The organism is Algoriphagus locisalis, from assembly GCF_900116615.1.
Classification (GTDB): domain Bacteria; phylum Bacteroidota; class Bacteroidia; order Cytophagales; family Cyclobacteriaceae; genus Algoriphagus; species Algoriphagus locisalis.
The window spans coordinates 267,764-292,048 of sequence record NZ_FPBF01000007.1 but is presented as its reverse complement, the minus strand read 5'-3'; the positions used below and the strand labels follow the sequence as shown (position 1 = coordinate 292,048).

Genomic DNA, 24,285 nt, shown 5'->3' with positions numbered 1-24,285 from the left:
TATTGCTTTTGTATCCTTACAGGTAGAAATGAGGATTTATATAAAATAGAATTGAATAATAATAACCACCCAAAATGCTTAATAATCAATATTGTTTAAGAACCTTTTTTGTCCTGCTTTTTATAGCTTTTTCCTTAAAGACAAAAGCTCAGGAAAGCTCTCCTCTTACGCTTTGGTACAAGCAGCCGGCTGCCGATGTTTGGACAGATGCCTTGCCGATAGGAAATGGCAGATTGGGAGCAATGATCTATGGGAATGTGGAAAATGAGCTGATTCAGCTTAACGAGCATACCGTTTGGTCCGGTGGTCCAAACAGGAATGATAACCCGGATGCTTTGGCAGCCTTGCCGGAAGTCAGAAGATTGATTTTCGAAGGAAAACAAAAGGAAGCAGAACAGCTAGCCGCAAAAACCATACAAAGCAAAAAGTCACATGGGCAGAAGTTTCAGCCTGTGGGAGACCTAAAGATCGCTTTTGAAGGACATGCTGCTTTTACAGATTATCGCAGGGAATTGGATATAGAGCGGGCGATTTCCAAAGTGAGCTATAAAGTTGACGGCGTAACTTATACCCGGGAAGCCATCGCTTCTTTCGCTGACAATGTCATTGCTGTACATCTTACTGCCAGCAAGCCTGGGATGATTTCTTTCACAGCATCCATGGCTACTCCTCAGCCGAATGCTACGGTTGCCCTTAATTCAGTAAAGGAATTGACTATTTCCGGCACTACGACAGATCATGAAGGAGTAAAAGGCTTGGTGAAATTCAAAAGCCTTACAAAAACCAAAAATCAGGGAGGGACGCTAACTTCTTCCGATTCTTCTATCACGGTAAAAGACGCAGACGCAGCGACGATTTATATTGCCATTGCTACCAACTTTAATAATTACCTGGATCTCTCTGGAGATGAAAATGCCCGAGCTCAGGCATTTATGGCAAAAGCTGCAACCAAATCATTTGATGACTTATTGAAGACAAATCTAATAGACTATCAGAAGTACTTTAATCGCGTAAGTCTTGATTTGGGTGAGACAGAAGCTTCTAAACTCCCTACTGATGAGCGCTTAAAGAGTTTTAAGACAGGAGATGATCCTCAGTTGGTTACGCTCTATTATCAATATGGAAGGTATTTGCTCATTTCCTCTTCACAGCCTGGGGGACAACCGGCAAACCTGCAGGGGATTTGGAACAAAGAAATGTCACCGCCATGGGACAGCAAATACACCATCAATATCAATGCGCAGATGAACTACTGGCCGGCAGAGAAAACAAATCTGGCTGAGCTTCATGAGCCTTTCCTAAAAATGGTTTCTGAGATGGCTGAGGCAGGCGAAGAAACAGCCCGCGTCATGTATGGTGCGAGGGGTTGGATGGCTCATCATAACACCGATATATGGAGAATCACAGGGCCAGTAGATGCGATATTCTGGGGAATCTGGAGTGGAGGAGGAGCCTGGACCAGCCAGCATCTTTGGGATCACTTCCAATACAGCGGTGATAAGGAATATCTGAAGTCCATCTATCCAATTCTAAAAGGTGCAGCAATGTTCTATGTGGATTTCTTGGTGGAGCATCCAGACAAACCTTGGTTGGTAGTCAATCCGGGTACTTCCCCTGAAAATGCACCTGCTGCACACGATGGTTCTTCTTTGGATGCAGGTACCACGATGGACAATCAATTGGTTTTTGATGCCTTCAGTGCAGTCATTCAGGCTTCGGAGATGCTCGGTAAAGATGAATCTTTCGCAGACTCACTCAGAACAATGCGTGATAAATTGCCTCCCATGCACATAGGAAAACACGGTCAACTTCAGGAGTGGTTGGATGATATTGACGATCCTAATGATCATCACCGTCATATTTCCCATCTATATGGCCTATTCCCATCAAATCAGATTTCCCCACTTCGTACCCCGGAATTGTATTCTGCTTCCAAAAATACCTTGATCCAGCGTGGAGATGTATCCACTGGTTGGAGCATGGGCTGGAAAGTGAACTGGTGGGCAAGAATGCTGGATGGCAATCATGCTTACAAACTGATCCAAAATCAGCTTTCTCCTGTAAGTGCTAAGCGTGGCGAAGGAGGTGGTTCTTACAACAACCTGTTTGATGCACATCCACCATTCCAGATTGACGGCAACTTCGGCTGTACTTCCGGGATTACCGAGATGTTGGTTCAGAGTGCCAATGGAGAAATTCATTTGCTTCCTGCCTTGCCAGACGTTTGGCAAGAAGGAAGCATTACGGGAATCAGAGCCAAAGGAGGTTTTGAAGTAGTGGAACTGAAATGGAAAGACGGGAAGGTTGAAAAAGCGGTTATTAAATCTACGATTGGAGGTAATCTACGCGTGAGAGTTCCTAACGGTTTGGAGTTAGAAAAAGGGAAAGGGCTTAAGCAAGCAAGTGGGGAAAACCCGAATCCTTTCTATCAGGTGCCTGTGACTGCCGATCCAATTGTTTCTCCGGAGGCTGAGATTGTACCTGTGGACCTTAGTGATATGGAGCTTTATGATATCAAGACCACTGAGGGAGAGGTGATTACTTTGGTTGCAGGAAAATGAGTTTAAGTACAGGTAGTATTTCAACGAAATAAAGATTTTAAAAGAATTGAGTAAGCAGTAAAAACTATGGATTTTAAGAAAGAATCTTATTCATCAAGACTTAGTTTGAGGCGGCTAGCTGTGCTGATCGCTTTTGGCTTATGTGTCTTTATGAGCGAGAATCTTTCTGCCCAAACCCAACCAATTCATAAGGCTTTAATCGTGGATGGATTCAGTAATCATGATTGGAAGCAAACTACTAAAGTGATTAAATGGATTTTGGAAGGAAGTGGGAAGTTTGAAGTTGAAGTTTCTACCATACCTAATGACAGTATTGAAAGGCAGAAATGGAATGCAGATTTTGAAGACTTTGCTGTAGTAATTCAAAACACTAATAATATCCAGAATCTGAAATTAAACTGGCCTGATGCGGCAAAGAAGAGTTTGGAAGCCTATGTGAAGCAGGGCGGCCGTCTGTATATTCTTCACTCTGCCAATAATGCATTTCCGGATTGGCAGGAATACGATAAAATGATCGGCTTGGGTTGGCGCTCGGCAGATGCAGGAATTGCTCTGGAAGTAAATGATCAAGAACAGCTGATCAGACATCCTAAAGGAGAAGGAAAGGGAACGAGTCATGGCGATAGATTTGACGCGCTCATCCAAATTCTGAACCCTCATCCGATTAACGAGGGATATCCAGCATCATGGAAGACAGTTAACACTGAAGTTTACAGTTTTCCACGCGGTACCGCTGAGAATCTGAGGGTGCTTTCCTATGCTTTTGATAGCACCGACACTAAGAAAACTTGGCCTGTGGAATGGGTAATTAAGTATGGAAGGGGGAATGTCTATAATTCCAGTATGGGACATCTTTGGAGAGGGGAAACCTATCCGCCGGCTTATAGGTGTGCGGGATTTCAGACTACTGTGATCCGGGCAGCTGAGTGGTTGGCCAGCGGAAAGGTAACTTATCCTGTGCCGGTTGACTTTCCTACGAGTGAGAATTCCAGCCTTCGTCCAACCGAAATGATAGGTGTACACAAAAATGAATAATGTCTTTTAAAAACCAAACTATGATAAACCCTAGACCTTCTATTCATTCCAATTTTTGGGTGAAATCAATGCTTAAGCTGTTTTCAGCGAGTTTCTTGACTATGTTTTTTACGGCGAGCAGCTTTGCCCAAGACCCTAACTTTTACATTTTCCTCAGCTTCGGCCAGTCCAACATGGAAGGCCATTCCAAGCCTGAACCTCAGGACACAGTGGCAAATGAGCGATTTAAAGTGTTGCAGGCAGTGGATTGTCCGGATTTAGACAGAATAATGGGCAACTGGTATACAGCCATCCCACCACTTAGTAGATGCAATACCGGCCTAACGCCAGGGGATTATTTTGGAAAAACTTTGGCTGAAAGTCTACCTGACAGCATCAAAATCGGAATCATCAATGTGTCTGTTGGTGGGTGTAAAATCGAGCTTTTCGAGAAAGATAGTTATGAATCCTATGTGGAAACGGCTCCCGGATGGATGAAAGGAATGATTGCCCAATACGATGGCAATCCCTATGGAAGATTGCTAGAGCTAGCAAAGATTGCCCAGAAAGATGGGGTGATCAAAGGCATTTTACTGCATCAGGGAGAATCCAATACTGGAGACAAATCCTGGCCAAAGAAAGTAGAAGGCGTTTACGATAATCTGCTTAGTGACCTTGGCTTGGCTCCTGATTCAGTACCGCTTTTGGCGGGTGAACTGGTGAGTGCTGAGCAGGGAGGAAAGTGCGCCAGCATGAATCCAATCATTGCCACCCTTCCAGATGTAATTCCTAATTCTTATGTAATTTCCTCAGCAGATTGCGAAGCGATTGCTGATGGACTTCATTTCTCAGCTGCGGGGTATCGCTTACTCGGGTCCCGCTATGGAGAACAAATGGCAGCGCTGCTGATGAAAGAATAAGCCTAAAGCCTAGTGACCAATTAGTTTAACCCAAAAAATAACCTAACCAAAACCTATATGAACCGCTCAAAAAACCTATTACTCCTATTGTTTCTATTTGTCGGGCAACTCCATGCTCAGGATCTGGAAAAAGAAGCCCCGGCTGGCTTTGACCAAACTAGAGATGGAATTTCCCACGGGGAAATCCAGACCATTACCTACAACTCAAAAACGGTAGGAAATGACAGAAAAGCCACGGTTTACACTCCACCGGGCTTTTCTGAAAATGAAAAATACCCCGTGCTTTACCTGCTTCACGGCATTGGTGGCGATGAAAAAGAGTGGCTAAACGGTGGACATCCAGAGGTGATTTTGGATAACCTCTATGCGGATGGAAAGCTGGAGCCTATGATCGTCGTCATGCCAAATGGCAGGGCAATGAAAGACGATAGCGCTGGAGGAAATGTGATGGCGCCGGACAAGGTGCAGGCCTTTGCGACTTTTGAGCAGGATCTGCTGAATGATTTGATTCCATTTATTGAAAAGGAGTTTCCTGTATTGACTGACAGGGAAAATAGAGCCATTGCCGGACTTTCTATGGGTGGTGGACAATCACTGAATTTCGGCTTGGGCAACTTGGATAAGTTTGCTTGGGTAGGAGGGTTTTCTTCTGCTCCAAATACGAAGGAGCCACAAGTCTTGGTACCAGATCCTGAGAAAGCCAAGGACATGTTAAAACTTCTGTGGATTTCCTGTGGTGATGCCGATGGATTGCTGAGGTTCTCTTCCCGTACCCATGAGTATTTGGCAGATAATGATGTGCCGCATATTTATTATCTGGAGACTGGCGGGCATGATTTCAAAGTATGGAAAAATGGACTTTACATGTTCTCTCAGCTTCTTTTCAAACCTGTAGATGAATCTAAGTTCGACCAATACAGTCCGCTGGATATTACAACGGTTAAATAAAGTAACTCTTTGAGTACAAATTAAGAGAAGATTAACGATGTGAGAGATTGATATATTTCTATATCTGTTTTTCTGCCAGTTAAGAGACTAAAGCATTATAGGATTTGGTCAACACTTGCATTGAGGCTACTTCGGTCATCCGTCATCGGTCTTCCAGCCAGTTCATCAAAGAAAATATGTCTACTGGAAAGATTGCGAGAATCATATAAACAATTAACAAAACCCATAATAACATGAACCTATTAAAAACCTCAATTCTGGCATCATGCCTCTTAATCGCCTCCTTCGCAATGGCTCAGGACGGTACCATTTATCCACTGGAAACTCCAGATGAACCCAATGCAATTTTGCTGGGAACAGGTGGAGTTGAAAATCAACCAGCTTCTGAAACTTGGTTTAAGCAGTGGGGTGATCCAATGGCACGAAATATTACTACTGCTACACTTACTCCATTTTTACCTGAACCAGGCAAGGCGACAGGAGCAGCGGTTCTTGTCGCCCCGGGTGGCGGTTTTAGATGGCTTTCTTTGAAAAATGAAGGCTGGGAAGTGGCACAGGCACTTGCCGATCAGGGGATAGCTGCCTTTGTTTTGAAATACCGACTTCGTCCAACTCCTGAGTCCTTGGATGGTTTTAAAGAATCTATGAACCAGACTTTATCGCCACCACCAGCGCCTGCGTCTGGTTCATCGAATGCTCCGGCCCGACCAGCTCCAGCTCCCTTTGATCTCTCGGATCAACTGGAAGATGCTGAGGCTGCCTATGCGATGATCAAGGATAGAGCAGAAGAGTGGGGTGTTGATATGGATAGGTTAGGAATGATCGGCTTTTCTGCCGGTGCAGGCTTGACCATGCACAGTACATTGAATTCCAAAACCATGAAACTGGCTTTTATCGGCCCGATCTACGGAGGCATGGGACCGGTGGAGGTTCCAAAAGATGCACCGCCCATGTTCAACGTCATTGCCACGGATGATTTTCTTTTTAGAGGGCAATTTGGTGTGATCGATTCCTGGTACAAGGCAGGTATTCCTGTGGAGTTTCACCTTTACCAAAACGGTGGACATGGCTTTGGCCTGGGCAATCCCGGTCGTACCAGTAATCGCTGGTTTGATGCCTTCATTCACTGGCTGGATGTCAATGAATTTCTGGAAGCAGACTGAATTCCCTGAGAGCTCCACGTTTCTTTTTTACTTCTTAAAAAAAGGCCATTTACTAGTAATTCTCTGTGGCAGAATAATATTCTGCCACAGAGGTCTATTATTCGGTTTTAAGGTGTAAAAGCCGTGCATGAAAGATTTTTTCATGTATGAAAAAAAATAATTTAAAATTTTGAGGTTGTTTGACCTCCAAAAACACTCTTTATAAGTGAAGAGTGGAGATACCTTCCTGTTCAAATGAAAAAAACCCAGAATAAACCTATTGAAACCACTGAATCTTCAGCTATGCTATACATGCAGCATAGTCAGGTGATGATTGTATATACTGAAAAATCAGACCGAGAGGTCTGGGCATCTTTCAAAAGTGGAGATGAAGCTGCATTTAATTACATCTACAGAAAGTATGTAGCAGACTTATTTAATTATGGAATGCAAATCTGTAAGCAAGAGGAAATAATCAGAGATTGTCTTCAGAAAATGTTTATAGATCTGCGTAAAAATCAAGCTAAACTTGGAGACGTACAACGAATCAAAGGATACTTGTTTACTGTTTTCCATCGAGAACTTTTCAAGTTTCTCAAAAAAGAGAAAAAACTAAATGCTGATCTGATATCCATAGATAACGAGGAGAGCATTTTTTGTATAGAGACCTCTCACGAGACCAAGCTAATAGACGAAGAGTTTGCTTTAGAGAAGAAAGCTGAAATAGCGAAGGCGCTGAACAAGCTTTCAACCAGACAAAGACAAGCTATTATCATGCTCTACCAAGAAGAGCTTTCCTATAAGGAAATAGCTGAAGTGATGAATTTCAGCGAGGTTAAAACAGCCCGAACCTTGGTTTACAGAGCCATGGAGAAGTTAAAAGAAATATTTGAAGTTGAGAAAGCCTAGCCAGCGCGCTTCCTGCCACTACCATGGACGAAAAATATAAATACATAGATTTTGAGATAGAGGATTTTTTGAACGATGAATTTTTTATTCAGTGGGTGAAAAATCCTGGAGAAGAGACAAACCACTTTTGGCTCAAATGGATCGAAAATAATCCAGAAAGAAGACCGATTCTCCAGAAGTCCAAAGAGATTATTGCCATGATCGATTATAAAGAAAGGTATGTGCTTTCTGATCAGGCTTACATGGATCTTTATGAGGACATCGTGGAGAAGAGTCATCAACAACGGGCAGATGGTAGTCATTTTCAATGGAGTGGTTGGCACAAAACAGCAGCCATTTTATTTCTGGTCTTTTCTACTGTCTATGGTATAGATGTTTTGAATAAGAGAAACCAGGTGGAGTCCAAAAATCAACATGTTACCACCTGGCTGACCGTTGATAATCCGGCGGGGCAGAAGTACAAATTCCAATTACCAGACGGTACACGAGTTCATCTCAACGCGGCTAGTAGTATAGAATATCCCCAGAGTTTTGATGGGGAGAAAAGAACCGTACGAATGAAGGGCGAAGCATTTTTTGATGTGAAGACTGACCCTAACAGGCCTTTTATTATCGAGATAGACAATAGTCAAGTGACGGTTTTAGGAACTTCCTTCAACCTGAAAAATGAGGAGGATTTTGAACTCGCTTTGGTAGAAGGAAAAGTAGAGGTGGCAGATTCAACCGGTGGGATAATTACCGTGCTTCCAAATGAAATGTTGATCAAACGCAAAAATGGTGAAGTATCCAAAGGTGCGTATGATCCTCTGGAAGTATTTGGTTGGAGAGAGCAGTACCTGATTTTTAAAGATGACAGCTATCCGGAGGTGATCGAGAAACTGGAGGAGTGGTTTGGGGTGACTATAGAAAGCACTTTAAAAGTGGATAAAGACTGGTCATACTCTGGTCAATATCACAACAAACCCTTGAATCAGGTATTAGAGGGAATTAGTATTTCTTCTGATTTTCAATACAAAATCAATAATAAATCAATTACAATTTCAAACCCATAAATCTACAAACCATGGAAAAATTCTACACTAACAGCAGCTGAAAAAATAGGCAGAAGAGCGAATGCTTTTCTGCCTAAAGCCTTTGTGCCAATCGTCAAATTAAACAAAGGCTAAATCTCAAGTACTACACTTAAAATCTTAAACAAAAGTATGGAAAAATCAATACTTAGGAAAATCATTATGCTTTCCAAATATTTTATGTGTGCGTTCCTTTTTCAGCTGTTTTTCACAGCAGTACTGATGGCAAATACAGGTCATGCCCAATTAAAAGGGCTCGCCGAAGTAAGTGTCACAGTCAAGTTTAATGGAAGTACACTAGATAAAGTCATCACCGAACTAGAAGCCCAAAGCGGTTTTCAATTCACCTACAACAAAGCGAAGGTGCCGGTGAATGAGCTAAAGGTGAATCTGTCAAAAAGTAACACTCCCTTGTCGGAAGTATTACTCGAAATATCCAGCCAGACAAATTTGAAATTTGTGCAAGTGGATGACAATATTCACATCACTAATGGGCCTAAAAAGCCAAAACCTGCCGAAGAGGTAATACCTCCCGCTATCGTAGAGATTACTGGGCAGGTCTTGGATTACACAGGTCTAGCTTTGCCAGGCGTTACTGTCCGGATAAAGAATACGACAAGAGGAACCACTACTAACCTTGATGGTGAATACACCATTAGTGTGAATGAGGGTGAGACTCTTGTGTTTAGCTTTATAGGCTTTGTAGAAAAAGAAGTGGTTGTTGCTAACCAAGCAGTAATCAACATTACACTTGAAGAAGACCTTACCAGTCTGGAAGAGGTAATAGTCGTTGGCTACGCCGAGCAGAAAAAGGAAACCATCGTAGGAGCAGTAGCCCAGACGAGTGGTGAAGTCCTAAAGCGTACTGGTGGTATTTCCAATGTAGGATCTGCACTTACCGGTAACTTGCCAGGGGTAATCACCACCGCCAGTACAGGTGTGCCGGGCGGTGAAAACCCTCAGATTGTGATCAGAGGTCAGAATAGCTGGAATGGAAACTCGCCGCTTATCTTGGTAGATGGGGTGGAGCGACCAGAATTCTTCAATACGATGGACATCGCTTCGGTGGAGTCTATTTCTGTGTTGAAAGATGCCTCAGCAACAGCCGTTTTTGGATCCAGAGGTGCAAACGGTGTAATCATCGTCACCACTAAAAGAGGTAGAGAGGGAAAAGCTCAGATCACTGCAAATGTGAACTCTACCATGAAAGTGGTATCTAAGCTTCCTGGTAAATACGATGCTTACAGTGCTATAGGAGTTCGTAACAGAGCAATCGAAAACGAACTTTCTTCAAACCCTGTAGGATGGTCAGATTACATTCCTTACGCCATCCGCGATAAATACAGAAACCCAGCTGATTGGCAGGAAGCAGAGCGCTATCCAAATGTTGACTGGCAGGAAACGCTTTTCAAAGATTATGCAATGGCCTATAATGCCAATATTGGAATACGTGGTGGTACCAAATTCACCCAGTATTTTGCGAGCATAGATTATCAGAATGAAGGGGATTTATTCAGAGATTTTGATAACAACAGAGGTTACGAACCAGGTTATAATTATAACAGACTAAATTTCCGTAGTAACCTGGATTTCCAGTTGACTTCCAGTACCAAGCTTCAGGTAAACCTTGGAGGATCCTATGGTGTAAGAAAAACCCCTTGGGGTGGAGGTAATTCCAATAGCTTCTGGAGTGCGGCCTATGCAAATCCACCAGATGCATTTATGCCTGTTTATGCCGATGGCGCATGGGGAGTATATGCTCCGGATGATGTAGCGGCAGAAAACTCCGTGAGAATCCTTGCAGTGAGTGGACTTCAATACCTGACCACCACGCAGCTTTCAACAAATTTTGTTTTGAACCAGGATCTGGGAATGATCTTAAAAGGTTTGAATTTCAGAGGTACCCTAGCGGTAGATAATTCTTTTACAGAATCAAACCGAGGTGTAAATGACTTGTACAATACACCATTCCAGAAATGGGTGGATCCAGAGACGGGAATTCACAGATACGATGATATCGTGGATGCCAACAGTAGATTTGACTTCCGCGAGGCAGTTACCTGGGGTACAGCTAATGGCTCTGTAGGAGGCGCGCAACGAAGATTGTATTATCAATTCCAATTGAATTACGCCGGTAGCGTAGGCCAGGATCATCATTACTCTCTAATGGGACTGATGAGCCGTCAAGAGGATGCAGTAGGAAATGTGATTCCAGCCTATCGTGAAGACTGGGTTTTCCGTGCCAATTACGATTACAAAAACAAGTACCTGATCGATTACAGTGGCGCTTATAACGGTTCTGAGAAATTCGCTCCGGAGTACCGATACGCTTTCTTCTCATCCGGAGGTATTGGATGGGTTATTTCAGAAGAAAATTTCATGAAATCACTTTCTTTCATTGATTTCCTTAAAGTAAGAGCGAGTTACGGTGAAGTAGGAGATGATAATATCGGAGGTAGATTCCTATTTATGGATCAATGGAGTTATGGTAATAGCTCACAGCTAGGTATCGTAGGTGAAGGGGGAGAGTATAGCCCTTATACTTGGTACAGCCAGACTTCGGTGGGTAACCCTGAGGTACAATGGGAGACTGTTTACAAAACCAACATTGGTTTGGAGTTCGATATTTTCAACGGCAAAATCAATGGTAACTTTGAATACTTCAAAGATGACCGAAAGGATATCCTGATGTCCGGTGACCGTTCTATCCCAAGTTATTATGGAACTACAGCACCTGCTGCTAATTTGGGTAGAGTGATCACCAAGGGTTTTGAATTCACAGTAGGAGCTAGTCATACCTTCGAAAACCAAATCAGAATTTGGGGTGACGTTTCTATGACTCATGCGGCAAACGTCGTGATCGAGCGTGACGATCCTGAACTTCAGGTTGCTTACCAAAAAGATGAAGGATACCAACTAGGACAGTACCGTACTCACATCAGCAATGGCTACTACAGCTCTTGGGATGAAGTATATGGAAGTACTCCTCATAATGCAAATGACCAGTTCAAACTACCTGGAGGGCTACAGATTCTTGATTTCAATGGAGATGGAGTAATCGATTCTTTTGATGCTGCGCCATTTGGTTTTTCAGGTGTACCTGAAAATACCTTCAGTACTAATCTGGGTGTAGAATGGAAAGGTTTGAGCCTTTATGTACAGTTCTATGGTGTAAACAATGTCACTAGAGATGTACCGCTTAGCAGTTTGAACAACCGTCTTAATAGAGTATATGAAGAGGGTTCTTACTGGTCCGAGGATAATGTCAATCCTGATTCTCCTATGCCTAGATGGGGAGCACTTATGCCTGGCTACAGCAATGGCCAACGGTACCTGTATGACGGGTCTTACCTAAGACTGAAAAATGCTGAAATAGCTTACCTGTTCAATGGCAATTGGGTAAGAAGTATAGGAGTAGAAACTCTGAGACTTTACGCAAATGGTAACAACCTCCTCCTATGGACGGATATGCCGGATGACCGTGAGTCTAATTTCTCCTCTGCAGGATGGGCGGGCGCTTATCCTACAGTACGAAGAATCAATCTTGGGATAAATGTTTCATTCTAATCTAGCAATGCAAATGAAGAACTACATAAAGAACATCATAAAGAGTGGATTCATGGTAGCTGTATTTCTATCTGCGTCCTCTTGTGAAGACTATTTAGAAAGAACCCCGGATTCAATCATTTCTGAAGAAACGGCTTTCCAGAATTTCAATAACTTCCAAGGATTCACAGAAGAGCTTTATCATGCTGTTCCAAATTTCACTTTAGCTTATTGGGTAAGTGCGTGGAACTTTGGAGAAGATGAAATCGAATCCACCGCAGGAACTTTCACAGTGTCCTACAATTTCGACCGGGGTAACTTCTGGGCTTGGCAAGCTGAGCAAGGAGGCGGCGTTGGCTGGTTTGACAAAGGCAACGCATCTACCACTGGTGGACACCATCAAAAAGCATTATGGCCTCTTGCTTGGAGAGGAATTCGTAAAGCAAATCTGGGTCTGGAAAACCTTCACAGACTTACAGATGCTACTGACGAAGAACGTAGATTGATAGAAGGACAATTATTGTTTTTCAGAGGATGGTTTCATTTTCAGTTGATCCAGTATTTCGGTGGATTGCCATACATAGATTATGTATTGCCTAGCGATGAGCAACTGCGTTTACCACGTCTTTCTTATAGAGAATCTGCAAATAGAGTGGCTGAAGATCTACGAAGAGCAGCGGATCTACTGCCACTTAACTGGGATAATACGGTAGCAGGTAGAAATACCATAGGTAAAAACACCATGAGAATCAACAAAGCTATGGCTTTGGGTTACCTGGGTAAAAATTTGCTTTGGGCTGCTAGTCCGCTGATGAACTATACTGAAACGGGTAGCAGAACATACGATGCTGCCTATAGCAAGCGTGCTGCTGATGTTTTTGGAGAATTGCTTCAGCTTATAGAAACTGGACAGACTATCTATTCCTTGATGCCTTTTGCGCAGAAATCCAATTTGTTCTACACCACAGGACAAAACTGGGCAATGCCTGGAGGAACTGAGGCGATGTTTAGAGCTCCCACTACTGGAGCTAATGGTAGTAACTATCAGATTTCTAAGCAGTTTATGCCTTTGCTGATCAGTCAGGGTGATGCGACCATGTTTATGCCTACGGCAAATTATGTGCATGCCAACTACGGTATGGCAAATGGCCTTCCGCTTCCTGATGATATCACCAAGGCTGATCCTGAGTCTGGCTACGATCCAAATTATCCTTGGAAAGGTAGAGACCCTAGATTCTACAGCGATATCACTTACGATGGAGTGCAGGTAATTCAAGGTTCTATCCCTGATCAATCCCAGGAAGCAAACAGATATGCTAATCTCTTTACAGGCGGGAGCTACAGAAATCTTAGCAACGGAAGCCGTACGGGGTATATGAGCAGAAAATTTGTGCCGCTTAGAGCCAATTTGTATGACAATGCATATGACTGGGGTACTTCGCTTCATATCAATGTCCCTTACATGAGAGTGGCAGACATCTATTTGATGTATGCTGAAGCTGCTGCTACAGGGTACAACTCCCCAAATGCTCCAAGTGCTACGTTTAGCAAGACTGCGATTGATGCAGTAAATGTAATTCGAGACAGAGCAGGCATGGCGCAGGTTCATAGCAAGTTTACAGGATCTGTAGAGGATTTCTTGCCTGAGCTTAGAAGAGAACGCGCAGTTGAGTTGGCTTTCGAGAGACACAGATTCACTGATCTTCGTAGATGGATGCTTTTGATCGAAGAGCCATATACAGTCAAAACTTCTGTGGAGCTGGATAGAGTAGGAGACTTCAACACAGATGATCCTACCGAAAACCGTGTTGCCAACATCAGAGAAGTTGAGATTCTGCGGCGTCCTTTCACGGAGAAACATTATTGGCTACCTCTGAAGGTATCGGATGTTTCCTTGTATCCTGAGTTGTCTCAAAACCCAGGATGGTAAGCCTAATGATGTTTATCTGTTCATCGTCTAATGAAAATTCATAATGAAATATATAAAATCAATACTGGTATGCTGTGTCGTAATAGTTGCAATTCCCTTTCAACTATTTGCACAGGGTACCTTAAAAATCACACTAAGTCCAGTGGTAAAATCCAATATCGGCGAGACGATAACGGGTGCCATTGTCACTAGTGAGGAAGATGGCGTATCGGCAGTTTCTGATAGCCTCGGAGTAGTCAAGCTCCAAGTAAGTACCAATTCCTATCTCTCTGTGTCTGCTGCAGGCTATGAGACCAAGTTGTTGGTAGCTTCACCAGATCTCGAAGAAATCGTCTTATTTGGCAACCTCGAGGGTAATCAGGTGAATGTAGCCTTTCAAACCAAGGATAAAAATGATTTGATGGGCGGCGTATCCTATGTGAACATGCCAGAAATACTTCGTGACAACTACATCACCTATCCATTTGAAAACATGGAAGCTTTTGTAGGTGGATACAATGGCAACTTGTGGGGAAATTCTAGCGCATTGGTCTTGATCGATGGAGTGCCTAGAGATATTGGAAGTGTACACCCGACGGAGATTGCACAGATTTCCTTTTTGAAAGGTGTTTCTGCGGTAGCTCTTTACGGAAGTAAAGCGGCTAAAGGAGTAATCATGGTTACGACCAAAAGAGGTGTGGCAAACAGCCAAAATATCACTTTGCGTACCAATGCTGGTGTCAATACACCAAAGCGCTATCCTCAATACCTAGGCTCAGGAGAGTATATGTCTCTTTACAATGAGGCTAGAACGAACGACGGACTTTCTCCGCTATATTCCAATGAGGATATCTATAACCATTCTTCAGGAGAGAATATCTACCGCTATCCAAACACGGATTATTATTCTCCAGAATATTTACAGGAAGCTTATACTAAATATGATGGTAACCTGGAAATCTCCGGTGGTAATGAAACGGCAAGGTATTATACTAACGTAGGGTTCATGACTGAAGGAACGGTGATGGATTTCGGTCAGGCGGCAGAAAATGCTAACGAGCGGTTCAACGTACGTGGTAATATTGATCTAAACTTGAATGACTTTATCTCAGCTAAAGTGGATGCTTCGGCTATTTTCTACAATAGCAATGGAGTGAATACCGATTACTGGGGAGGTTCTACCACGCTGAGACCTTTTAGATTTACACCGCTAATTCCTCTTGAGTACATCGAAGAGGGAGATGAAGCCTCTATGGGATTTGTAGAAACCAGTGATCACGTGATCGATGGCAAATATCTACTAGGAGGAACCCAATTGGATCAAACCAACCCAATTGCTGATATCTACGCGGGTGGTTCTAATAAATTCACAAGTCGCCAGTTTCAGTTCAATGCGGGCGTGGATGCAGATTTAAGAAACGTAATCGAGGGCTTATCCTTCAGTTCTCTATTTGGATTGAATTACGCTACTTCATACAATTTGTCCTTTGACAATGAATATGCAGTTTATCAGCCAAACTGGACAAACTACAATGGAGAAGACCAAATTGCCAGTTTGACTAAGTATGGACAAGATGCTAGTTCAAGAACTCAGAATATCACAAACAACTGGTTTAGTCAGACAGTGTCTTTTTCAGCTCAGTTGAATTATCAGAGATCTTTCAAGGGAAAGCACAATGTATCGGCTATGCTTCTAGCAAATGGCTACCAAATCGCAGAGTCAGCTATCTATCATAAGACAAGCAACGCGAACTTAGGTCTGCACCTTGGATACAACTTTCAGCAGAAATATTATGCTGAATTCAGTGGCGCATTTATCCATTCTGCAATGCTTGCAAAGCAAAACCGACAGGCATTCTCTCCTACGATGACCTTGGGTTGGAGAATGAGCGAGGAAGGATTCTTGTCATCCTCTTCTGTGATCGACAACCTTAGAATCTCGGTTTCTGCCGGTATCCTGAATACAGATCTGGATATTTCTGACTACTATTTATATGAGGCAATCTATACAGATGAAGGATCATGGTATGAGTGGAAAGATGGTCTTAATAACACCGGAACGGACGTAAGAAGAGGTGAAAATCCAAATTTGAAATTCCCGAAAAGAGAGGAAATCAGTTTGGAGCTAGATGCGTCCTTGTTCGATAATCTACTTACGCTGAATGGCTCAGTATTCAATAGTAGAATGACAGGGTTATTTGTTCAGAACAATGTTTTGTATCCTAGTTATTTCGTGACTGGATGGCCTATTTCCTCTTGGATACCATTTGTAAACTACAATAATGACCTAAGAAAAGGAGCAGACTTCCAATTGAACCTCAACAAAAGAGTAGGTGAAGTGGAGTGGTCATTGGGAGTGTCAGGATTGTATTACACCACAGAAGCTGCTAAGCGCTCAGAGAATTTTGAAGATAGTTATCAAAACAGACAGGGAATGCCTTTGGATGCGATATGGGGACTACAGAGCGATGGATTCTTCACTGGCATGGATGATATAGAGAATTCACCTTCTCAAGCTTTCGGTGAAGTAAGACCTGGAGATATCAAGTATATTGACCAAAACAATGACGGAATAATCAATGCTCAGGATGAAGTATATCTGGGAAGAGGTGGATGGTCAGGTGCTCCACTTACTATGGGTGTAAACCTTTCTGCACGTTTCAAAAACTTCACCATTTTCGCTATTGGAACCATGAGAAGTGGAGCCTATGCGATGAAGAACAACAATTATTTCTGGGTAAATGCTGATGATAAGTATTCTGTGGAAGTAAGAGACCGTTGGACTGAAGAGACTCAGAACACAGCTACTTTTCCTAGACTGACTACGCTGAATGGAGCGAATAATTTCAGAAACTCTGACTTCTGGTTATACAGCACCAACCGATTTGATTTGGCGAAAGTCCAGATTTCTTATTCTTTCCCTAAAAGCATCTTGGGTAACGGGTTTATCAAAGAATTGGGAACATACATCAGCGGATCGAACCTGCTGACTGTAGGTCCTAACAGCGAATTATTGGAAATGAATATCGGTAGCGCACCGCAGACGAGATTCTACAATTTTGGTATTCGAGCACAATTTTAACATGACCCAAAAATTGAACAATATGAAGAATAAACTATGGTTAATAGTTGGCATCATGTGGGTGATGACCGGCTGTCAGGATCTGATAGACCCAGCCATTGAAAATATACAGGGCAGGGAAGACATGCTTGAAAGACCCCGACTTGCTCAGGGACTTCTGATCAATGCCTACCTGCGAATTCCTACAAATGGCTGGTCATTCAGCGAAATGGCTACGGATGATGCAGTTAGTAATAATCCTACAAATCAGTTTCTGAACATGGCCACTGGCCAGTGGGCATCCAACAACAACCCGGTAAACCAATGGACAGGCGCACAGTCTGCCATTCAATACCTGAATGTAATGATTGAGGATGTGGACAGCGTAGATTTTGCTGTAGATCCTATTGTAAACCAGATGTTTGTAGATCGACTAAAAGGCGAATCCTATGGACTAAGAGCCTTGTTTATGTATTATTTGCTTCAAGCCCACGGTGGTATGGCAGATGGTCAATTGCTAGGTGTTCCTATTTTGGAACAATCCCAAAACGTAGAATCTGATTTTAATATTCCTAGAAACACTTTCGAAGAATGTATGAATCAACTCTACGCAGATGCAGAAAGAGCGATGGATCTTTTGCCTTATGACTTGGCTAATATCACTGATCCGTCACTGATTCCTAGCAAATATGCTTCTCAGGGAGCGGAAACTGGACAGTACAATCGGGTTTTCGGTGATGATGCTATCCAACTTGTTTCCGGTAGGATCGTCAATGCTGTGATGGCACAGGCTGCACTTCTTGCGGCAAGCCCAGCATTCAATCCGAACGGAGATACTGAGAAGTGGAGAGCAGCGGCAGAGCATGCTGCGGACATTCTTAATACCATAGGTGGAGTGAGTGGATTAGCGCCAAACGGTGTTACCTGGTTTGCAAATACATCCGAACTAAATGCTATCGGTGGTGGTGTAAATCCAGCAGAAGTGCTGTGGCGTACTTCTATCGGATCTAGCAATAACCTCGAAGCAGATAATTATCCACCTACTTTATTTGGTAATGGATTAATCAACCCTACCCAGAATTTTGTAGATGCCTTTCCGATGGCTAATGGCTTTCCGATAGACGAGTCCAGCAGTGCATATGATCCTCAAAATCCATATGCAGGCAGGGACCCTAGATTGAATCACTTTGTGGTAGTGAACGGAAGTACTGCTGGGCCAAATAACACAGTAATTACTACTGCGATAGATGGTACTACTAATGATGCACTGAATAGAGTAGAAACCTCTACCAGAACTGGTTATTACCTTCGTAAACTGCTTCGTCAGGATGTGAACCTTAACCCTAACTCTACCAATCAGCAGGTTCATATGAAGCCGAGAATCAGATATACTGAGATTTTCCTGATCTACGCTGAAGCTGCAAATGAGGCTTATGGACCTATGGGAACAGGTACTGCAGGTTTTTCTGCATACGATGTAATCAGAGCTATCCGCCAACGTGCCGGAATCGGTGCTGAAAATGGTGATGCTTATTTGGAATCCATTAAAGGTGACCAGGCTGCGATGCGCGAACTCATCAGAAACGAGCGAAGAATAGAATTAAGTTTTGAAGGTTTCAGGTTCTGGGATTTGCGTAGATGGGATGCTTCCTTGACGGAAACTGCCCGTGGTATGACCATAGAAGAAGGTGATCATGAAGTGATGCCTGTAGAAAATAGAGTCTATGCTGATCATATGATTTATGGCCCAGTGCCATACAGTGAGACATTGAAGTTTACAGAACTTAAACAAAATACAGGATGGTAACTTCATTTTCACTTCATAGCAAATTGGTTAGTAATGCTTTAAATGCATTGGTAACTAGTATAAATAGTAGGACTCAGAGCGTACTTACTGTGATGAATGTAAATCACAGGTCTGCCAGCAAAAGAGCAGAAAATCCTGAATTACTGGTCTTCGAAACTCAACTAATAAGCACATGAAAAATACTCCATATATAATTTTGGCGCTTTGCCTCCTCCTGGTTTCATGTAAAAATGAAGATTGGGAGTTCCCTGATTTTGATTACCAAACAGTTTATTTTGCTTATCAATATCCCGTACGAACGATCACGCTAGGGGACGATATCTTCGACACTTCCATGGACAATGAAGGAAGATTTAAGATTGTCGCCACCACAGGCGGGGTTTATGCTTCACCACAGGAGGTCTCCATCAATGTAGCGGTGGATGAAAGCTTAATTGATGGGCTGATGTTCGATTCTGAGGGAAATCCTGTAGAGGCCCTTCCTGCAGAATATTACCAACTGGCTTCGGAATCTATAATTATCCCTAAAGGTGAGGTTACTGGCGGTGTGGAAATTCAGCTTACCAGCGGATTTTTCAATGATCCAAAAGCAATTAAAAATTCTTATGTGATTCCATTAAGGATCAATGCGATAAACAATGCTGATTCTGTACTCTCAGGTATGGGGCAGGTAGCCAATCCTCAGCGGACTAATCCGGATCATTGGTCTGTTCAGCCGAAGGATTTTGTGCTTTATGCCTTGAAGTATGTAAATCCTTATCACGCGAACTACTTAAGAAGAGGACAGGACATCATTGAAGGATCTGAAGGCAATTCAGCCTTGAATGGTACTTTCACTCGACATGAAGAATATTTGGAGGATAGCGAATTGAACTCGCTGATCACCAGATCGCTAAATGAAGTAGAGTTTCCCTTGGCGTTTCCCGGCACAGATGGAGAAAATATTTCTGCGGATCTCTTGCTGACCTTCGATGATGAAGGGAACTGTACAGTCTCAGCACTTAACGATGGTTACACTGCTAGTGGTTCTGGTCAGTTTATTTCCAAAGGAGAGAAAAACAGCTGGGGTAATCAAGATAGAGATGTCTTATACTTAGATTATCAGATTTCTCTTCCAGAAATGAATATCAGTACCAAAGATACCTTAGTGGTAAGAGACCGGGGTGTAGGATTTGAAGTATTTACTCCTGTCCTTTCTAACAACTAATTCAATGAGACCATGAAGCAATTATATAACAAATATATTGGTGTGCTGGCAGTATCCATTGGACTAAGTTCCTGCGTGGACTACATGGATACCAATGACTATCAGGTAGAAAAGCCTGCAAATATAGCTGAACAAGAAGTCCTCAACGCTATGGGCACATTGGGTAGCTACATTGATACCATCGCAAATCCCAATTTCAAATTGGGCGGTGCGATAGATATGAACCAATACTCCAGTAGAGGATTGATGTACCGACTTATCAACAGTAATTTTCATGAAGTGACTGCCGGCTATGGCATGAAGCATGGAGCTATAGTTCAGTCAAACGGTAATATGAATTTTGATGGCGTTAATGCCACGATAGAAGCAGCATCAGCGGCTGGAACGTCTATTTATGGACACACGCTTGTATGGCATGCCAATCAAAACGCGGGATATCTCAATGGCTTACTTGCACCCCTAGTGGTAGAATCTCCTCCTTTCAAAAATGAGTTGGATTTGACTCCACTGATGTCAGGAAGCATGGAGGGATGGCAGACCAAAGGTGAGGTAAAGCATATGGAAAATGAAGGAATGGGTGAAGGAACCTCCGGGATAATGCTATCTGCCGTGTCAGGTTCTGATCCTGAGAGCGTGCAGCTTACTACTCCGCCGATACCTGTGATCCCAGGTAAGCCTTATGAAGTGATCGTCTATGTGAAATCCGATGTTCCTGGTCAGGGTGGCATTACTTTCGAAGGACTTGAAAACAACCAACCTGCCATAGATTGGATGAATACAGGTACTGACAGCACCTCATTCGGTACTGATATTTCCTGGAAAGAAATCCGCTTCACAGTAAATGATGTGGTGGGAGACAGTTTCCAGATGCATTTCAATTTTGGTTATGAACCAAACGTAAATTACTCCATAGACATCAGTAATCTATACGTCTATGATCCAACAGGAGAGCCTGCAATAAACAACCTAGTTGCTGACGGAGACTTCGAAAACGGCAATGGCTGGGGAGGATGGGGCAATGGCTCTAGCCGTGGTGTTACCGAAGATGGAATGGGTTTCGGAGGTTCTGGAAAAGCTTTCTCTGTAACCAATCCATCCAAAACTGCTGGATTTTGGGAGGTACAAACTTCCTATGACTTTGCAGCGCCTTTAAATAATGGAGAAGAATATAAGTTGAGTTTCTGGGTGAAAGGCGATGCCGAAGGTATCATTCGTCCAGAACTACAATCTCCAAACTATTCTTCAAATGGCTTTGGACAAGTGGGCGTCACAAAGGAATGGAAGCAGGTAACCTTGAGTACAGTGGCCACAGCTGATGATAGGATTCGATTTGTGATTTCCTATGGTGAGTTTGCGGGTACCGTCTATCTAGACAATGTAGTGCTCAGTAGCGCTAATCTTTCCGGTGGTTCTACTACTTTGGTTTACAAAACAGATGAGGAGAAACGTTCCATTGTAGAAGGTGAGTTTGAGCGATGGATCTCAGGAATGCTCACTACTACTAAGGATTATATCAAAGCATGGGACATCGTAAATGAGCCTATGGATGATGCCAATCCTTCTGAGTTGAAAACCGGTGTAGGCAATACTGATTTAGCCGCAGATATTTTCTACTGGCAAGATTACTTGGGCAAAGACTATGCTGTAAAAGCGATAGAACTTGCCGAGCAATATGGTAATCCGGATGATCTTCTATTTATCAATGATTACAATCTTGAATATAGCCTAGAAAAATGTCAGGGAATCATCGACTACGTCAACTACATAGAAACTAAAGGAGTGACTGTCGATGGCATAGGAACTCAGATGCATATCAACATCGATTCGGACAAGGATAAGATCGTTTCTATGTTCAAAATGCTGGCTGCTACAGGCAAACTGGTGAAAGTATCTGAGCTGGACGTGCGTGTGAATACAACCACGCCTACTGCAGAAATTCTTCAGATGCAACGTGAAATGTATAAATACGTAGCCGAAATGTACGTGCAACATGTCCCTGAGGCACAGCGCTACGGCATCACCGTATGGGGGGTCACTGACAGTCCTGAAAATGCCAATTGGCTTCCTGGAGAAAAACAGGGGCTTTGGGATCTTAATCTGAACCGTAAACCTGCTTACGCTGGATTCGCAGAAGGATTAGAAGGAATGTAATACACTACTCACTAACCTATGCTACAACTCTATATAGAGGGAATAGCATAGGTTAGTTTTTTTCAACTTAAGACGACAAGCATTTCGAAAGTTTTTTCATTAATCTAAGCTTGTTTTATATGCCTGAAAAAAGCCTTATGATTTTTAAAATTTTCCTTTAAACTCCGAATCCATACCACTAAAGACCTATGAAAAAAAATCTAGAAAATCTCGAAAGACTAGGAGCTTTATTAAATGATGGAGTGATCACTGAAGAGGAGTTTAACTACCAGAAAAGTAAATTGTTAAGCACCTCAACATTCACTTTATCCAACAATCTTTTTGGGCTGAATGAGAACACCTACTGCTTTTTGATCCATATTTCGGTATTGTTAGGATTTGTACATTTATTACTTGGGCTGGTAGTACCGATTATACTTTGGACTCTGAACAGAGAAAACAACCCAACCATAGATCAGCATGGAAGGAATGTGCTAAACTGGATATTGAGTTTTACTATCTATCTTCTCATTACCACCATCATCATTTTCCCAATGAATAATTTCATGCAATTTCCCATGAGTCATTCTTTCAATTTGAATGCACTGCCATCTTTATTTACGGGGATTTTCCCGGTGACCATTCTGATGATCCTCAATGTTCTTTTCATACTGATCGGTGCGCTGAAAGCCAGCACTGGAAAGTTATGGAAATACCCGCTCTCCATCCGTTTTTTTAAGAAAGCAGGGCTGGCTTAAGCCAATTCTTAAGACTAAAGATGAAAGGGCTTTCTATGAATTTTGACCTAGTAAAATACGTAAATGACTTATAGATTATAGCACTTGTAACCCAGCTTCTATACCCGCATTTTATTCGTATTTTCAATAACTCTAACCCTTAATGACAATGAAACATTATTCCCTTATTTTAGTCTTTCTCCTAGCGGTGAGCAGTTCGGTATGCTTTGCGCAAACTGAAAACGCAGAAATTAAAGAAGATTTCAAACCCTCTTCTAAAAATCAACCTGGAAAGGAATATCCTCAGGTCAACTCACAAGGTTACGCCCGATTTAGAGTGGAAGCACCTGCAGCACAAAGTGTAAATGTAAGTTTAGGACTAGGAGGAAGAGGAGGAACAGATTTGACTAAAAATGCTGATGGACTCTGGACCGGAACTACTGCTGGACCGATGGACGAAGGCTTTCACTATTATCACCTCACGATTGACGGCGGTACATTTAACGATCCCGGAGCCAAGAATTATTATGGTTCTACCCGTTGGGAAAGTGGAATTGAAATCCCCGCCCACGACGAAGAGTTTTATGCGCTAAAAGATGTGCCACACGGTCATGTCCAACAAGTGTTATTTCCTTCCCCAAGCACCAATACCTCTCGCAGGGCATTTGTTTATACACCACCTGGATACACTCAGGAGACTTCTAAGCGCTACCCAGTTCTCTACCTACAGCATGGCTGGGGTGAAGATGAGACTGCCTGGAGTAATCAGGGCCATGCAAACTTGATCATGGATAATCTAATCGCTGAGGGTAAAGTAGATCCTTTCATCATTGTAATGACTTATGGAATGACCAATGAGGTGAAGTTTGGGGGCTTGCGTGATTTCAAAATTGATGCTTTCCAGACGGTTTTGGTTGATGAATTGATTCCATATGTTGATGCGAACTTTAGAACTATTGCTGACAGAGCCCATAGAGCAATGGGCGGCTTGTCTATGGGTGGAATGGAAACTCACTCCATTACTTTGAACAAACCAGAGGTGTTTTCTAAGTACGCTTTGCTCAGCGGAGGAACCTATAATCCGGAAGAATTGAAGGATTCCAGCAAACCTGATTTGATTTTCATCAGCGCCGGAAGTAAAGAAAATCCTGAGCGTGTACTCAATGCTGTAAGTGCTTTAAAAGAAGCCGGATACAATGCTGTTTCCTACGTATCCGAAGGTACAGCTCACGAGTTCCAGACTTGGCGAAGAAGCTTATATGAGCTAGCGCCACTATTGTTTTCAAAATAGTTTCTACAGAATCAGACCTGACCGGGAACAGAA

General features: G+C 42.8%; 15 protein-coding genes. All 15 read left to right on the top strand.

All coding sequences use genetic code 11. From position 1 onward, the window contains the following. Positions 1–74: 74 nt before the first annotated feature. The 15 genes from BM386_RS19070 to BM386_RS19000 all read left to right on the top strand — a co-directional run bounded on the left by BM386_RS19070 (position 75) and on the right by BM386_RS19000 (position 24,252). Positions 75–2,561, top strand: coding sequence for a glycosyl hydrolase family 95 catalytic domain-containing protein (locus tag BM386_RS19070; RefSeq protein WP_091697145.1), 2,487 nt, complete (start codon positions 75–77; stop codon positions 2,559–2,561). 66 nt (positions 2,562–2,627) lie between these two features. Beyond that, positions 2,628–3,596: a ThuA domain-containing protein gene (locus BM386_RS19065; protein WP_091697144.1), complete on the top strand. Its 969-nt coding sequence runs from the start codon at positions 2,628–2,630 to the stop codon at positions 3,594–3,596. Positions 3,597–3,664: 68 nt separating this feature from the next. Next, positions 3,665–4,495, top strand: coding sequence for a sialate O-acetylesterase (locus BM386_RS19060; RefSeq protein ID WP_091697231.1), 831 nt, complete (start codon positions 3,665–3,667; stop codon positions 4,493–4,495). Between the two features lie 57 nt (positions 4,496–4,552). Then, positions 4,553–5,443 (top strand): alpha/beta hydrolase, encoded by an 891-nt coding sequence (locus tag BM386_RS19055; RefSeq protein WP_091697143.1) that lies wholly within the window; start codon positions 4,553–4,555, stop codon positions 5,441–5,443. 233 nt (positions 5,444–5,676) lie between these two features. Then, the gene (locus BM386_RS19050) at positions 5,677–6,606 is read left to right on the top strand and encodes an alpha/beta hydrolase (protein ID WP_091697141.1); all 930 of its coding nucleotides are present in this window, start codon (positions 5,677–5,679) and stop codon (positions 6,604–6,606) included. Between the two features lie 234 nt (positions 6,607–6,840). Continuing rightward, positions 6,841–7,494: an RNA polymerase sigma factor gene (locus BM386_RS19045; RefSeq protein ID WP_091697140.1), complete on the top strand. Its 654-nt coding sequence runs from the start codon at positions 6,841–6,843 to the stop codon at positions 7,492–7,494. A gap of 23 nt (positions 7,495–7,517) precedes the next feature. Beyond that, positions 7,518–8,546 carry a FecR family protein gene (locus tag BM386_RS19040; RefSeq protein WP_091697138.1) on the top strand — a complete coding sequence of 343 codons (1,029 nt, stop codon included), beginning with the start codon at positions 7,518–7,520 and terminating at the stop codon, positions 8,544–8,546. A 150-nt stretch (positions 8,547–8,696) separates the two neighbouring features. Continuing rightward, positions 8,697–12,131 carry a SusC/RagA family TonB-linked outer membrane protein gene (locus BM386_RS19035; protein WP_244545566.1) on the top strand — a complete coding sequence of 1,145 codons (3,435 nt, stop codon included), beginning with the start codon at positions 8,697–8,699 and terminating at the stop codon, positions 12,129–12,131. Positions 12,132–12,144: 13 nt separating this feature from the next. Further along, positions 12,145–14,040: a RagB/SusD family nutrient uptake outer membrane protein gene (locus tag BM386_RS19030; protein WP_170857132.1), complete on the top strand. Its 1,896-nt coding sequence runs from the start codon at positions 12,145–12,147 to the stop codon at positions 14,038–14,040. Between the two features lie 43 nt (positions 14,041–14,083). Further along, positions 14,084–17,101 (top strand): SusC/RagA family TonB-linked outer membrane protein, encoded by a 3,018-nt coding sequence (locus tag BM386_RS19025; protein WP_091697137.1) that lies wholly within the window; start codon positions 14,084–14,086, stop codon positions 17,099–17,101. A 22-nt stretch (positions 17,102–17,123) separates the two neighbouring features. Continuing rightward, complete coding sequence (locus tag BM386_RS19020; protein ID WP_170857131.1) at positions 17,124–18,887, top strand: RagB/SusD family nutrient uptake outer membrane protein; 1,764 nt, start codon at positions 17,124–17,126, stop codon at positions 18,885–18,887. 172 nt (positions 18,888–19,059) lie between these two features. Next, positions 19,060–20,094, top strand: a complete 1,035-nt coding sequence (locus BM386_RS19015; protein ID WP_091697135.1) for a DUF5627 domain-containing protein — start codon at positions 19,060–19,062, stop codon at positions 20,092–20,094. Between the two features lie 12 nt (positions 20,095–20,106). Then, positions 20,107–22,245 carry an endo-1,4-beta-xylanase gene (locus BM386_RS19010; RefSeq protein ID WP_091697133.1) on the top strand — a complete coding sequence of 713 codons (2,139 nt, stop codon included), beginning with the start codon at positions 20,107–20,109 and terminating at the stop codon, positions 22,243–22,245. A gap of 188 nt (positions 22,246–22,433) precedes the next feature. Beyond that, positions 22,434–22,982: a magnetosome magnetite crystal formation protein family gene (locus BM386_RS19005; protein WP_091697131.1), complete on the top strand. Its 549-nt coding sequence runs from the start codon at positions 22,434–22,436 to the stop codon at positions 22,980–22,982. 148 nt (positions 22,983–23,130) lie between these two features. Next, positions 23,131–24,252 (top strand): alpha/beta hydrolase-fold protein, encoded by a 1,122-nt coding sequence (locus tag BM386_RS19000; protein ID WP_091697129.1) that lies wholly within the window; start codon positions 23,131–23,133, stop codon positions 24,250–24,252. Positions 24,253–24,285 lie beyond the last annotated feature (33 nt).